Annotated in this window: 14 protein-coding genes and 3 pseudogenes; 9 read left to right on the forward strand and 8 right to left on the reverse strand. The window is 58.7% G+C overall.

What is annotated here, in order from left to right:
* Window positions 1–73: 73 nt before the first annotated feature.
* From BPRO_RS01690 to BPRO_RS01705, 4 genes are all read right to left on the reverse strand, one after another.
* Window positions 74–940, reverse strand: a complete 867-nt coding sequence (locus tag BPRO_RS01690; RefSeq protein ID WP_011481308.1) for a c-type cytochrome — start codon at window positions 938–940, stop codon at window positions 74–76.
* Between the two features lie 377 nt (window positions 941–1,317).
* On the reverse strand, window positions 1,318–2,640 hold the full coding sequence (locus tag BPRO_RS01695) for a type II toxin-antitoxin system HipA family toxin (RefSeq protein WP_011481309.1): 1,323 nt from the start codon (window positions 2,638–2,640) through the stop codon (window positions 1,318–1,320).
* Window positions 2,640–3,149, reverse strand: a complete 510-nt coding sequence (locus BPRO_RS01700) for a helix-turn-helix domain-containing protein (protein ID WP_041389114.1) — start codon at window positions 3,147–3,149, stop codon at window positions 2,640–2,642. Before BPRO_RS01700 ends, BPRO_RS01695 begins: the two co-directional genes overlap by 1 nt.
* A gap of 238 nt (window positions 3,150–3,387) precedes the next feature.
* Window positions 3,388–4,935 (reverse strand): IS3 family transposase, encoded by a 1,548-nt coding sequence (locus BPRO_RS01705; RefSeq protein WP_011481311.1) that lies wholly within the window; start codon window positions 4,933–4,935, stop codon window positions 3,388–3,390.
* A gap of 339 nt (window positions 4,936–5,274) precedes the next feature.
* Between BPRO_RS01705 and BPRO_RS27880 the strand changes: the two genes are divergently transcribed.
* The 4 genes and pseudogenes from BPRO_RS27880 to BPRO_RS29385 form a co-directional block, all read left to right on the forward strand.
* Entirely contained in the window at window positions 5,275–5,778 is a 504-nt protein-coding gene (locus BPRO_RS27880) for an IS66-like element accessory protein TnpA (protein ID WP_011481312.1), read from the forward strand.
* Window positions 5,726–6,073: an IS66 family insertion sequence element accessory protein TnpB gene (gene tnpB / locus BPRO_RS01715; protein ID WP_041388220.1), complete on the forward strand. Its 348-nt coding sequence runs from the start codon at window positions 5,726–5,728 to the stop codon at window positions 6,071–6,073. Before BPRO_RS27880 ends, tnpB begins: the two co-directional genes overlap by 53 nt.
* A gap of 165 nt (window positions 6,074–6,238) precedes the next feature.
* Window positions 6,239–6,538, forward strand: a pseudogene (locus tag BPRO_RS30795) (IS66 family transposase); the annotation flags it as partial.
* Window positions 6,539–6,563: 25 nt separating this feature from the next.
* Window positions 6,564–6,812: pseudogene (locus tag BPRO_RS29385) on the forward strand (hypothetical protein); the annotation flags it as partial.
* A gap of 116 nt (window positions 6,813–6,928) precedes the next feature.
* Here the strand turns inward: BPRO_RS29385 and BPRO_RS01725 are convergent.
* The 3 genes and pseudogenes from BPRO_RS01725 to BPRO_RS30800 form a co-directional block, all read right to left on the reverse strand.
* Window positions 6,929–7,945, reverse strand: a complete 1,017-nt coding sequence (locus BPRO_RS01725; protein WP_011481315.1) for a LacI family DNA-binding transcriptional regulator — start codon at window positions 7,943–7,945, stop codon at window positions 6,929–6,931.
* Window positions 7,946–8,046: 101 nt separating this feature from the next.
* Window positions 8,047–8,478 carry a hypothetical protein gene (locus tag BPRO_RS30320; RefSeq protein WP_232291475.1) on the reverse strand — a complete coding sequence of 144 codons (432 nt, stop codon included), beginning with the start codon at window positions 8,476–8,478 and terminating at the stop codon, window positions 8,047–8,049.
* Between the two features lie 30 nt (window positions 8,479–8,508).
* Window positions 8,509–8,658, reverse strand: a pseudogene (locus BPRO_RS30800) (integrase); the annotation flags it as partial.
* 44 nt (window positions 8,659–8,702) lie between these two features.
* On the opposite strand from BPRO_RS30800, the gene BPRO_RS30805 reads away from it, so the two are divergent.
* The 3 genes from BPRO_RS30805 (at window position 8,703) to BPRO_RS01740 (ending at window position 10,590) form a co-directional block, all read left to right on the forward strand.
* The gene (locus BPRO_RS30805; protein WP_011481316.1) at window positions 8,703–9,368 is read left to right on the forward strand and encodes a hypothetical protein; all 666 of its coding nucleotides are present in this window, start codon (window positions 8,703–8,705) and stop codon (window positions 9,366–9,368) included.
* A 68-nt stretch (window positions 9,369–9,436) separates the two neighbouring features.
* A complete protein-coding gene (locus tag BPRO_RS01735) occupies window positions 9,437–10,165 on the forward strand; it encodes an SDR family oxidoreductase (protein WP_011481317.1) in 729 nt (242 codons plus the stop codon).
* A gap of 32 nt (window positions 10,166–10,197) precedes the next feature.
* Window positions 10,198–10,590 carry a DoxX family protein gene (locus BPRO_RS01740; protein ID WP_011481318.1) on the forward strand — a complete coding sequence of 131 codons (393 nt, stop codon included), beginning with the start codon at window positions 10,198–10,200 and terminating at the stop codon, window positions 10,588–10,590.
* 5 nt (window positions 10,591–10,595) lie between these two features.
* On the opposite strand, the gene BPRO_RS01745 is transcribed toward BPRO_RS01740, so the two are convergent.
* Window positions 10,596–10,979: a putative quinol monooxygenase gene (locus BPRO_RS01745; RefSeq protein ID WP_049764057.1), complete on the reverse strand. Its 384-nt coding sequence runs from the start codon at window positions 10,977–10,979 to the stop codon at window positions 10,596–10,598.
* Window positions 10,980–11,059: 80 nt separating this feature from the next.
* Here BPRO_RS01745 and BPRO_RS01750 point away from each other — a divergent pair, with 80 nt between their 5' ends.
* Window positions 11,060–11,341 (forward strand): YciI family protein, encoded by a 282-nt coding sequence (locus tag BPRO_RS01750; protein WP_011481320.1) that lies wholly within the window; start codon window positions 11,060–11,062, stop codon window positions 11,339–11,341.
* Between the two features lie 33 nt (window positions 11,342–11,374).
* Complete coding sequence (locus BPRO_RS01755) at window positions 11,375–12,505, forward strand: ABC transporter substrate-binding protein (RefSeq protein ID WP_011481321.1); 1,131 nt, start codon at window positions 11,375–11,377, stop codon at window positions 12,503–12,505.

Genomic DNA, 12,505 nt, shown 5'->3' on the forward strand with positions numbered 1-12,505 from the left:
TACAGGCATTTTTCCCCGCCAATAAAAAAGCCGGTCAGTGACCGGCTCTTTGATGAGATGGCAGCCGCGCTGACTATTTGGCCGCGCTCACCATGTATTCAACGGCTGAACGGATGTCAGCGTCAGCGGCTGTGGAACCGCCTTTGGGAGGCATGGCACCCTTGCCCTTGATGACACTGGCAGTCAGGGCGTCCAGGCCGGTCTTGATGCGGGGTGCCCAGGCTGCCTTGTCACCGAATTTGGGTGCGTTGGCCACGCCGGCGGCATGGCAGGCCACGCAAGCCTGCTTGTACAGTGCTTCGCCTGCACCTGCTGCCGCAGGCGCGCTACCAGCCGCCGCCTGCGCGGGTTTGTTGGCTGCTGCCAGCGCTGCCACCACGGAGGCCGGTGGGCTCGCCGCAGCTTCTGCGGCCGGTGCCTGAGCTGCTGCCGCCGGGGCCGCCGGCTCGGCAAATTTGCCGCCGACAGCAGCAGCCATGTACACCACGGCACGGCCGATTTCGACGTCTTCGAAGTCGCCACCGCCCTGCGCACCCATGGCACCCTTGCCTTTCAGTGCGGAATTCCAGAGAGCCGCAAAACCACTTGGGAGGCGCGGCGCCCAGGCGGCCGTGTCGCCGAATTTGGGAGCACCTGCTGCGCCTGCAGCGTGGCAGGCAACGCATTGCGCCTTGTAGACCTCCTCGCCCGATTTGAGGGGGCGGTTGGCATCCCGGATTTCGACCATGCCAATTTTCTGGATGCGTTGCGCAACTGCTTTTTCGGCATCAACGGCGCCGGCTGAGGGCCCTCTGGCGGAGGTCACGTAGTAAACCAGCCCGATGATGGCAAAAATGGGAATGACGAAAGAGAAAAAAACCGCGGCCAGCAGCTGCTGTGGGGTCTTGATCGGGCCGGTGTGGGCTTCTTCGTGGGCCGTGGTGTGATCGTTAGCGCTCATGGCGTCCTCAAAAAACTAAAAATCGGGGGGCTATCGCGGGCTGAGGAAGGCGTCTGCTCAGCAACCTCGCATTATAGCCGGGGGTGCTGTAAATCCCGGGCAGGCGGCGCATCGCTGATAGAATCCTGCGCGCTGTGCGCCGGGAACCATACGCACAGCGCATGAGATTGCAGAGTTCGCAAGTGTCGTGAATCCCCGGTTCTCGTCATTTTCCAGCGTTGCGGCTGTAGCTCAGTATGAAATCTTTTTAATGTGATGAACCGTTTCGGCATGACCAGGGAAAGCGCATGGCGTTTGCTCAACTGCGAAGCGCATCGAAAGCCAAGGCACTGTTGGCTACCGCTGAGAAGGCCGCGAGGAGGCTGCGTTCTTCGCGATCAGGAGACGTTGGCGGCCTCTGATAGAAATCTCTCCGCTTGACTTCGCATTCCTTGCGAGATCGGTTCCCAGATGCGTTCGGGAAAGCTCTGGGGCAGTTGTGCCTCGACGGTGTCGAGGGCCAGCACGACGCGATCAACCAAGCCTAGCATCGCTTCCCAGACGAAGGGGCCACCGTTCTTCATGGCAAGGTCGTGCCAATGGCGGGCGCGGATGGTGTGGATGTCGTAGTGCGTGTTCTTTGAACGCAGCGCCATGGCAAGACGCGCGTTGCGCAGATGCAGTTGCCCGCGGCCTTTGCCCACATAGGGCCACACGGACAGGACGTCGTACAGTGGCGTCATGTCGTAGGCATTGCCTTGGCGCAGGAAGATCGAAAAGTTCTTGGCATGACCGTCGGGCGCCGCCATGAGCCAGAAGGCCAACTGGGCGAGTTGGAAGGCAGTTCTGTCCGTTTGCGCGTCCGCGCTGCCAGACAGCAGCTTGAGGCCATCGGCGACGGACGGGCCCCCATCGTCTTCGTACTTCAGACGGGGAGGCAGGCCCAGCGCCTGGCAGAAGTCTTCCTGGGGAAGCCGGGCAATCCACTTCCCCTCCTTCATCCATCCCCGGTCGAAGCGCTCCACGACCAGCGCGCGCTGGTCGCCAAACATGGCCATCTCAGTGTGCGCCATGGGCAGCCCGAGCGCCTGGATGATCTGCGCGCACAGCCATTCGTTCTCGACGGAGTCGAACATTTCCACCCTGGTCGTGTTGGCGATCACTCCGAGTGGGAGCTTGAAGATATGAGTGCTCGGGGTGGCCCCGAGGGGCCTGCACCACTGGCCGTCGACCTGCACGAAGGCGGTTTTTTCCTGGGCGCCCGCCAGGGAAATGCGGAACGGTGGGGCTTCATTCACTTGGCGCGCAACCGGGTCGCCGGGGACGGCGCGAAGGGCGTCGGCGACCTGTTCTTCGGTCAACGGCTCGCACTCGACGTGGTTCCACCCGTCGGGCACCGTTCCTTCCGGAAGCAACTGCACGGCGCCGACGCAGTCACGGCCGATGGCCTCCAGCAAGGCGAAGGCATCGAGCGTCTTGGTTCTGAACCTCCGGCCGATGCGCTCGCGGATCTTGTCGTTGTCAGGCAGCAAATTGTCGAAATAGTTCGCAACGACCTCCCCCTTGATCTCCAGGGTGCGGGTGAGAGGCAGAGACAGGGACAGCGGCCGGGATTTCTCGGACTCCAGCCATGACGGTGCGTACGAAAAGTTGTGGGTTCCGCGGTTGACCTGCCAGGCACCGACGAATTCGCCATTCATCCACGCGTTGAGCGCCGCCATCACCACGAGCCTTTCTTAGGCCGGATGACGAAGTTGCGCTTGGATGTTGCTGTGACATCGGCGTGTGGATTCGCATCCCGCAGCGCTTGCGCGTCCGACGGGGTTTTTGTGTCGCTGCGACTGACTAGAACCGACTTCGCTGGGTGCCCGCCGCCTCCGGTCAAGGGCACCGTGCGCCACTGGCCCGTCGGCGGGATATTGACCGACGGTTGCTTGGCAGGTTTTTTGGGCTTACTTGCCTGGGGGGTGGCATGCAAGGCTGCCGCATTCGGTCGGTCCGCGACCACCTCGACAACGTCGTCCCTCAACACCAGGGAGGCGCGCAGCGCTGAGAGCACCTTCATCAACTGGTCGACGCTCACGGCGCCTGGATTGTTTTCGATCTCCGCGACACGGGCCTGCCCGACGCCGAGCAGCCGTCCGAGTGCGGCCTGGGTTAGGCCGTGCGTCTTCCTGAGCGAACGCAGGTGCTCACGAAGCTGGCTGGTCAGGTGGATGGGGAAGTCCATGTGCATCTCTATCGGGAAACACCAATATATATGTCAAAGCAAGTTTATGCAAGATACTTGCTTTGGTGTATGAAGTTGATTTATCGGAGATATGCGATATATCGCTCGCTTCGGAGGCGGGCGATGAACACGTGCCGAAGAGGACGTTCAACGCGGCGTTCACTGCCGTCTGTGGTCATCCTGTTGGCGCCGACACCAAATTGATCAGGTGGGGGTGCGGATGAAAACTTGGACTGGTTTATGCCGTAAGTCCAAGACTCTCTCGGTATTCGATGGGGCTAAGAGAGCCAAGAGATATCTTGATCCGCTTCTCGTTGTACCAGCGGATGTAGGAATCGACTACCTGAATGAACTGTTCAATGGTTGTGGTCTTCCAGTCCCGAGGGTAGAACAGTTCCGTTTTCAATCGCCCGAAGAAACCCTCGCAGGCCGCGTTGTCAGGCGAACACCCCTTGCGCGACATCGAGCGAATCAACTTCGCGTCACCGATCCTCGATAGCCAACCGGGCCAGCGATAGTGTGCTCCACGATCAGAGTGGACGACGGGCCGGTCATTGCCGCCGGCCACCGTCTCGATGGCTGCATCCAGCATCGTGTTGACGAGCTCAGCGTCGGGATGCGTCCCAATGGTCCAGCTGATGACCAGGCCATCGAAGCAGTCGATGATGGGCGATAGGTACACCTTGCCGGCCGGGATCTGGAACTCTGTGATGTCGGTGAGCCACTTCTCGTTCGGGGCCGCTGCGTGGAAGTCGCGATTGATGAGGTTCTCGGGCGCTGGGCTGATTTCGCCCAAGTAGGAGCCGTACCGACGCCGCTTAGGCTTGGCAACGACCAAGCTCTCTTGTTTCATCAACCGCTGCACGACCTTCTCAGAGATGGTGACGCACTGCCTGGTCAACGAAGCCTGCAGCCTGCGGTAGCCGTAACAGCGGTGGTTCAGCTCGAAGATGTCGGTGAGGGTTTGCCGCACTGCAAGGTACTTGTCCGCCATCTTTACACGGGCTCGATGGTAGAAGTACGAGCTGCGCGCCAGATCCAACTGAGCAAGGAGCTCTGGCAGGGCATAGAGCTCTTTGAGGGCGTCAACCAGCAATGTCTTCTCCCGGTTGGTCAGGAGTTGCATATCGACGCCCAGGCCTTTTTTTAACAGTTCATTGGCCTTCTTTAATAGGTCATGTTCAAGCTGCAAACGCCGGATGTCACGTTCGAGCAACTCAACTTGCTGCTGTAGTTCCGTGAGTTCTTTCGGCTTGGGAGTTGACCCGGAATCGTTACTTCGCTTCATGGATGCGGGAGCCTCTCGACCGAGTAGTTGATTTTTCCACTTGTACAACGTTGGTCGAGTCACGCCAAGCTTTTGAGCAATTGCTTGCGCGCTTACCTGCCGAGTGCACAGCTCGATGACTGCCGCCTGCTTTGCTTCTCTGGGGAGCAGCACGGCCTGCGCCTTGCCGACAACTTTTCTTCGTGTTTCGGGGAGCAACTCGTGGACCCAGGCTGCGAGAGTATCGCGGCACGGATATCCCAGTGCTTTTCGAGTTCCAGCAAGAAAGCGATCGTGGTTTAGGTAATGCTCGACGGCAACTCTTTTCTGTTCGGCTGAGTATTTTGATCTTGAACGCACATGGCCCACCCGCAAATTGCCACCTTGCTCGTATTCTCGATGCCAGCTCTTAAGCGCATTCTTTGTCGGGTAACCCAATTGCCGAATGGTCGCACCTGTGCGTTTCCCGAGTTTTATGTAGAGCCTAACTGCTCGAATGCGATCTTCGTATGAATACATGAACTACCTCCAAGTAGTCCAAGTTTTTGTCCGCACCCCCAGGTTCCGACTTCGCACTGACCCAGGACATTACCTCGCAATCCCACTGCAGGCAACGGTTTGCATAAACAATGCATGGGTCAACGAAAGCTCGGCACCTGGGTCAATTCTTGGGTGGCACGCAACAGGCGTGCTCTCTCACCCGCTTCAATATCATTCCAGCCATGGCTGGAGTACGCTGAAGTCTTCTCAGAAAATGCGAAGACATAACTTGTTAGTGACTAGAACAGTGATATCCAAGTAAGCGTCCGCCCGGTACCGTTCTTGTCATCTCATAGGTGACCTGAGAGCACGGCCTGCATGACAACACCTGCAGGCACCCCCTCCGAATCCGCCGTCACGCCAGCAGCACCGATGCTGGTGCTGGACCGCAAGAGCAACGGCCGCGCCATCTACGACCCCGAAGCCAAACGAGCCTTGGTGCAGCAGTGCCTGCAGCCCGGCGTATCGGTGGCGGCCACAGCCCTGCGCGCCGGCGTGAACGCCAATCTGTTGCGCAAGTGGATCACCAAACACCAGCGCGGCATCGGCGAGCGAGCATCTGCGCCGCCCAGCACCATCGCTGGCGACCGGATGCCCGTCGTGCTGCGCTGCGATACTGCTGCCGCGATGACCGCCGCACCAGCGCCTGGCAGCTTGGCGGGCGCGCCGGCTCCCATCACTATCGAACTGCACGGTGCGCGCGTGCACGTTGCCAGCGGCGTCGATCCTACAACGCTCGCAGCCGGGTGCGGGCGTTGCGCACCACCGCATGATCGCGCCCCCATCGGGCACGCGGGTGTGGCTGGCCGCCGGCATCACTGACATGCGCTGCGGCTTTGACAGCCTGGCCGCCAGGATCCAGACCGCCCTGACCGAGAATCCCTTCTCGGGCCACATCTTTGTCTACCGTGGCCGCCGCGGTGACCTCATCAAGCTGCTGTGGTGGGATGGCGACGGCCTGTGCCTGCTGGCCAAGCGCCTGGAGCGCGGCCGCTTCATCTGGCCCCAGGCCGAATCCGGCGTGATCTCACTCACATCAGCCCAGCTGTCCATGCTGCTCGAAGGCATCGACTGGCGCCGTCCCGAGCGCACCTGGGTGCCGCAGCGGGCCGTCTGAGCACCTGCTGCTGGCCCGGTTCGGTTGACAGTGAATCTCCCGTGGCACGGGCCGCGCCGTGCTGGCAAAGTTCTGGGCGTGACACAAGCCACGCAGCAGCAACTCCTTGACCGCATCGCCCAACTCGAGCAAATCGTCAGCCGGCGCGATGCCGAGGTGGTGCTGATGCAGACCCTCATCGAGAAACTCAAGCTGCAGATCGCGCGCTTCAAGCGAGACAAGTTCGGCGCCTCCAGCGGGAAGGCCGGCGAGCTCGCCCAGATGGAGCTGCTGCTCGAGGAACTGGAGACCACCCAGGCGCAACTGGACAGAGCCGCGTCAGAGGCAAGTGCGCCGCCTCGCCCGGCACGCCGGTCCAGCGTGCGCAAGCCGCTGCCCGAGCACCTGCCCCGGGAAACCCAGGTGCATGAGAGTGCCTGCGGTTGCCCCGAATGCGGATCCGCCGATCTGCTCAAGATTGGCGAAGACGTGTCCGAACAACTGGAACTGGTGGCTGCGTCGGCGCCAGGCCGTCGAGCCGGCGATCGGACACCTGAAGTCCGATCACCGAATGGATCGCTGCTGGTTGCAGGGGGCACTGGGCAACGCGTTGCATTCGATCAGTTGTGCGGCCGGCTACAACCTGCGCTGGCTGCTGCGCGCGATCGCTCGCCTGGACTTGGGAACAGTTTTTTTTTTGCCTGTTGCAGGCGGCGTTGTCGCTGGCGCAGGCCATACCAACGTCGTCTGGCGCACATGAACGCACACAGGTTCGCGTCTGAACACTTCTGTCCTCGGCGCAACGACAGCGTGAGGTGCGGCTTCGGGACGCGTCATGGACGGTGCGTGATCCGCAAGCCGATTTTGCAGGGCCGACTAATCTTGTTTTCGTGGAGACCTTGTGGACTGCCGAACTACCAGCTCGGGCTTCAGCCTAATTTCCGCTTCACCATCTTGACCTTGCTGGATTCGCCGGAGAATCAGCTGAGCTGCTTGAATGCCCATTTCGTGGTGGCGAATACGAACTGTCGTCAGCGCCGGCGAGACCAAGTCCACGAAGGGCATGTCGTTGTATCCCACGATTGACATGTCCCGTGGGCATTTGATCTTCTTTTCCAGGAGGACGTCGTAGCAGCCTAGAGCCACAAGGTCATTGCCGGCTAGCACGGCAGTGGTTTTTGGAAAAGTCTTGAGGAGGGTTTGGCACGCAACTCTGCCGGCCTCACGTGTGTAGGCGGTGCAATCGACCATGTTGAGCTTGCTCTTTTGCCAGCCGTTGGCGACTGCAGCTTGAATGAACCCGGCACGACGCAAATAGCCTGTAGAGAGATTTTGCGGGCCGACGATATGCACGATTTCTGTATGCCCAAGGGACACGAGATGATCAAACGCCAAGCGCATGCCTAACAGCTCGTCGTTCATGACGCTCGATACCCGCCCATGATCCTCGCCTCGGTTGATGGTGACAACGACAGTATTCTTGGAAAGGCAATGGTCGATCAGGCGATCTTTGCGCGTTGCGGTCGCCAAAATCAAGGCGTCGACTTGGCGCGCCAGTAGTTGATCAACCACCGTGCGTTGTTGCTTAGGATCTTCCCCGCCGTTCGCCAGCAGTGCCACGAGGCCGTGCTTTCGGAGCTCGGTCTCGATGCCCAGAAGGATGGGGGGGAAAACGGGGTTCGAAATATCCGGCAGAACGATGCCAACAATATTGGAACGGCGCGTACGAAGAGACGAAGCAACATTGTTTGGCGTGAAATTGTGGCGGGCCGCTGCAGCTAACACTTTGGCAGCGACCTCCTTTCCAACCATGTGCCGAGTTGCCGGATTCAATACTCGGGACACAGTGGACGCGTGGACTCCCAGGGACTTAGCAAGTTCTTTCAGATTCATCGGATAACCATTTATGCAAACGAATGCAAGCTTACCAGCTGTCGAGAAGTATTTTCCAAATCAGGTAATGAGCCTGAGCGAAGGCCGGACGGGAGGCTGAATCAGGCGGCGGTTTTGGATCGTCGGTGGAACATCTCGAAGAGATTAAGGCGGGCAGCATTCATGGCGTTGGCGGCGTCCAGGTCACTCTGGGCATGGGCCTGTTCTTGAAGACGTTTGATGGTGATGCCCTTGCACAGGAACTTGCCCGCGCCGTCCAGGCTGGCCAGCTTCTCCAGCGGGGTTTTCACCATGTCGTGCGGGTAAGTCTTGCTGATCTTGCCTTTGTCATCGATCACCTCCTTGGCAAACAGACAGGGGCGGTGCAGGTTCACGTAGGGGTTGAGATGCGCGCGGCAGAACGCGTTGATGGCAGCGGCAAAGCGCTGCGGGATGTGGCTATAGCCAAAGGCCTTCCTGATCACCGCGCCGTTCTTGCCCTCGGCCAGGGCGTTGTCGTTGGAATGGCGGGCGCGTGATTTGGTCTGCTCCACGCGCAGCTTCTCCAGCAGCTGCGCCACCGCCCGGTTGATGAACTCGCTGCCGTTGTCCGAGTGAAATCCCAGGATCTTGAGCGGAAACTGCTCGATGAGGTCCTCGAGCACGGGCAGCAAATAGGCCTCGCTGATGCGCTCACAGGTGGCCACGACTTCCCACTGGGTGACGACGTCCACCGCATTGACGTGATAGACCCCTTGGTGCCGTCCGGATCGCCCTGGTGAACCGAGTCGATGCGAATGAAGCCCGCTCGGCCCTGCGGGCGTGGCGCGCGCCGTATGCCGATTGGGTCGACCACCGCACGGGTCTTGGTCAAGCTCACGCGCTGGCCCTGGTAGGTCTTGCCGCGGCGCAGGTTGTACAGGTGCGACACCGACAGGCCGGCCAGGCGCTCGAAGCGGCTGTCGCCATGCGCCAATGCCCGCTTGAGCAAGTGCACGGTGGCCGGGCCCGACAGCGTGCCGTGGGCGCGGTCCACCTCGGCCAGCAGCAGGGCATCAGCCGTGGTGTAGCGCCGCGCAAACACATGAGCCGGGCTGCGGTAGCGCTTGTGCAGGCTCTGGCCGTCCAGCACGCGTGCCAGCAGCCGGGTGAGCTGGGTGCGCGAGTAGCCGCTGGTGTGCCCCAGATAGCGCAGCACCACGCCTTTATCGGGCCGATTCAAGCGGGCATAGCCCAAGAGCTGGGCCACCGAGACGATGTGGGCGTAGCGCGCCTCATCGCTGTCGGGCACGCAAAAGCGCACCTCCAGTGTGCCGGCCAGGAAGGCCTGAAGTTGGGGGGTTGTTTGCAGACGGGTTTCGTTCACGTCGATCACCATGCGAAAAATGATCGACCCAACCCAGCCGCTCAGGCTCACACCTCGTTGGATAAGACTTGTCGTTGACAGGACCGAATGAAAGAACTACCATTGAGTTTATGCAAACGTTTGCATGATTCAATTAAGGTGTTGATATGACTAAGGGAATTGATCGCGTTGCTCTTGTTACAGGTGGCTCTGGCGGGATTGGTAGGGCGGTGGCCGAAAAGTTGGCCAGCCAAGGTGTCGCCGTTGGGATTGCCTACGGCAACAGCGAAACCAAAGCTGCGGAAACCGTTGAAAAAATCATTGCCGAAGGTGGCCGTGCATTTGCCATCAAGGGGGATGTAACGCATGCAGCGGACGTCAAACGTCTATTTGACGAGACGGAAAAGAAATTTGGAAAGATAAGCGTCGTCGTCAGTGTTACCGGTTCGTTCCTTATGAGGCCATTTGCAGAAGCTTCGGAAGCAGATTACGACACCGGAATGACCGTCAACGCGAAGGGCACGTATTTGGTTTATTCGGAAGCGGCTCGACGAGTTGTAGACGGCGGACGGATCATTGGCATATCGTCGAATCTGGTTTTATCGGGCCGGCCAGGCCTCGGATTGTACGTGGCCGGCAAAGCTGCAGTGGAGCAGTTTTCGAAGATTCTCGCAAAGGAGCTGGGATCGCGGCAAATCACTGTTAACGCCGTCGCTCCAGGTCCAACGGATACCGAGATGCTTTCTGAAGCTGGTAGGAAAAGTGCGCCGACCATCACTCCGTTGGGTCGAATCGCGCAGCCGATCGAAATTGCAAACGTTGTCGCATTCCTCGCCTCGCCCGAGGGCGGATGGGTGAATGGTCAAGTTGTCGGCGTCAACGGCGGCATCATTTAACGCCTAACTACAGTGAGCACGCGGTTACGACTATGCAGAACACCCTCAGCACCGTTGACTTGGTCATACTTGCAACTAGGCTCACCTACGGCGCCTCGAGCGTCTTTCATGGCTACTCTAAGCTGAGAGGAGGGCCCAAGCAGTTTGCCGCAGCTTGGGGCCTCCCACCTCCTGTCGCCTACGTGGTGGTTTTCACACAAATCATTTGCGGCGCGCTGTTCGCAGCCGGTGTGCTTACTGCGTATGCAGGTCTGGGACTCATGATGATTGCGGCTGGCGCACTTGGAGCAATGCTGAAGCGGGGGGCGCCTTTTGCGGCGCCGGGTAAGTTGGGATGGGACTATCCCCTGATGCACCTAATCGTTCCGCTCGTGCTGGTGGTCATTGGCCCCGGCCGCTATTCCCTTCAAGCACTCGTCAATTAACTTAATTAGCGCGGCGTCCCCTGCATCCAGCCGTTCCCGAATGAGAAATCACCTCTTATCGGTGTCCAGAAGGCGAGCTCTCTCTTCTCCAGGAGCATATAGCCAAGTCGCTCCTCGTGGGGCACGCGGTAAGCGCGCTTCAGTTCTGTCGTCATGAAGTGCTCCCGATTCAGCCAAGTCTCGAACAACAAAAAACTGTTCGGGTCATCGGGGCTGCGGCAGGCAATTGTGTTTACGAAAGTGGTCTCAAGCCGCATGGCATCAAGAACCTCGTTTAGAGAGTTCAGAAACTCTTCGAGATATTCACTTTTCACCTTGAGAGAAACGATCACAACAAACGGTTGCTGATCGCTTGCATCGCTTGAAATAGAGGTGGATTTGTTGTCCATAAAAACCTTTCACAAAAGTATTGACAGTTTAATGCAATCGTTTGCATAATAAATTTACCGAAACAGAATCGAGCAAGTAAATGCTGTTTGCAATTCATGCCCTGGATAAAAAAAATTCCGGCTCCCTGCGTGCGGATGCGGCGCAAGAACATGGCGCATTTCTGGGCAACGCTGCAGCGTGGGGGCTGGAAATCGTGTTTTCCGGGCCTTTGGTGGATGCAAATTCACCCATCGGTAGCTTGCTGGTTGTCGAGGCGCAAGAGATTGGTATCGCCAAGAAATTTATCGAGGCCGATCCTCTGGCGAAGGCGGGTGTCTATGAAAAAGTGAGCGTGACGGGATTCCTCAAAAAGAGGGGTTGAGTAAGTTCGATCAATTGAAAAAGGACCATTGATATGTTTGCGACCAGATTCTCAAAGTTACAAGCCTGCGTGATGTTTGCTGGGGTGGCGCTTGCCTTCTCAGCCGGAGCGCAAGTGAAAGTGGGTGTATTTGTCCCTCTTACGGGAGATGCGGCCGGGTACGGCCAGAGTGCTTTGGAGGCGATTCAGCTTGCAGTTAAACAGAAAAATGATGCCGGCGGGGTGCTCGGCCAAAAGATCGAATTGGTAGTGCGAGACGATGGCGCCAAGCCCGAGCAATCGGTAACCGTTGCCAAGCGCTTGGCCACGAGCGATGGAGTACTGGTCATGCTGGGTAGCATCTCCAGCCCTGCCAGCTTTGCGGCAACACAAGTGGCGCTTCAGACCGGCACGCCGCAAATCGTGTTGTTGGGTACCGCTCAGCGGATTACCACCCAAGGCAACCCATGGGTCTTTCGTGGAACCATCCCCGATACGAAGCTGTCGGGAGATCTGGTTGAGTTCATCATCCGTAAATATCCGGGCAAGAAGAAAGTCGGCTACCTGTACGTGAACGACGATTTTGGTCGTGGCGGCTTTGAGGCTTTCAAGGCACGTGCTGAAAGCTCCGGACTGACTATCGTCGCGGAGGAAAAGTACGCTCCAGGTGACTTGGACTTCACCAGCCAACTGACCAAGATTCAGAGCGAAAATCCGGACGTATTTGTTGATTGGTCCCGCTACACTGAAGGCGCGCTGGTGGCGATTCAGGCCAAGCGCAAGGGCATGACATTGCCGCACTTCGGCTCAGAGGGACTCTCGCACCCCAACTTCATCAAACTTGCCGGGGACGCAAGCGACGGCATGATGTATCCCGTGCCTTTCAGCATGACCACGCAAAGCGGAAACAACATCGCCGTCACCTTGGCGCAGGATATCAAGAAGACCTACAACAAGGAGATTGAGTACACGCATGCCTTGGCCTATGACGCCATGCGGGCTGTCATCTTCGCGATTGAGAAATCCGGCACTACCACCGATAAGCTGAAATTCAGGGACGCCCTGAAGAGCCTGGAATTTGATTCAACCCGTGGAAAGTTCAAATTTGACGCGAAAGGCGATCCCACCTTGCTGCCTTCGATCGTCAAACTCTCAAGTGGTAAAGAGCAAGACGCCAACAAGTAA

Origin of the sequence: Polaromonas sp. JS666, assembly GCF_000013865.1 — a bacterium.
Lineage (GTDB): Bacteria > Pseudomonadota > Gammaproteobacteria > Burkholderiales > Burkholderiaceae_C > Polaromonas.

What these genes read in the sequence shown, in the direction of transcription:
- BPRO_RS01745 (WP_049764057.1), bottom strand. Translation starts at nt 10,979, where the DNA reads ATGGACAACAAATCCACCTCTATTTCAAGCGATGCAAGCGATCAGCAA.
- BPRO_RS01690 (WP_011481308.1), bottom strand. Translation starts at nt 940, where the DNA reads ATGAGCGCTAACGATCACACCACGGCCCACGAAGAAGCCCACACCGGC.
- tnpB (WP_041388220.1), top strand. Translation starts at nt 5,726, where the DNA reads ATGATCGCGCCCCCATCGGGCACGCGGGTGTGGCTGGCCGCCGGCATC.
- BPRO_RS01725 (WP_011481315.1), bottom strand. Translation starts at nt 7,945, where the DNA reads ATGAATCTGAAAGAACTTGCTAAGTCCCTGGGAGTCCACGCGTCCACT.
- BPRO_RS01695 (WP_011481309.1), bottom strand. Translation starts at nt 2,640, where the DNA reads ATGGCGGCGCTCAACGCGTGGATGAATGGCGAATTCGTCGGTGCCTGG.
- BPRO_RS01735 (WP_011481317.1), top strand. Translation starts at nt 9,437, where the DNA reads ATGACTAAGGGAATTGATCGCGTTGCTCTTGTTACAGGTGGCTCTGGC.
- BPRO_RS27880 (WP_011481312.1), top strand. Translation starts at nt 5,275, where the DNA reads ATGACAACACCTGCAGGCACCCCCTCCGAATCCGCCGTCACGCCAGCA.
- BPRO_RS01740 (WP_011481318.1), top strand. Translation starts at nt 10,198, where the DNA reads ATGCAGAACACCCTCAGCACCGTTGACTTGGTCATACTTGCAACTAGG.
- BPRO_RS01705 (WP_011481311.1), bottom strand. Translation starts at nt 4,935, where the DNA reads ATGTATTCATACGAAGATCGCATTCGAGCAGTTAGGCTCTACATAAAA.
- BPRO_RS01700 (WP_041389114.1), bottom strand. Translation starts at nt 3,149, where the DNA reads ATGGACTTCCCCATCCACCTGACCAGCCAGCTTCGTGAGCACCTGCGT.
- BPRO_RS01750 (WP_011481320.1), top strand. Translation starts at nt 11,060, where the DNA reads ATGCTGTTTGCAATTCATGCCCTGGATAAAAAAAATTCCGGCTCCCTG.
- BPRO_RS01755 (WP_011481321.1), top strand. Translation starts at nt 11,375, where the DNA reads ATGTTTGCGACCAGATTCTCAAAGTTACAAGCCTGCGTGATGTTTGCT.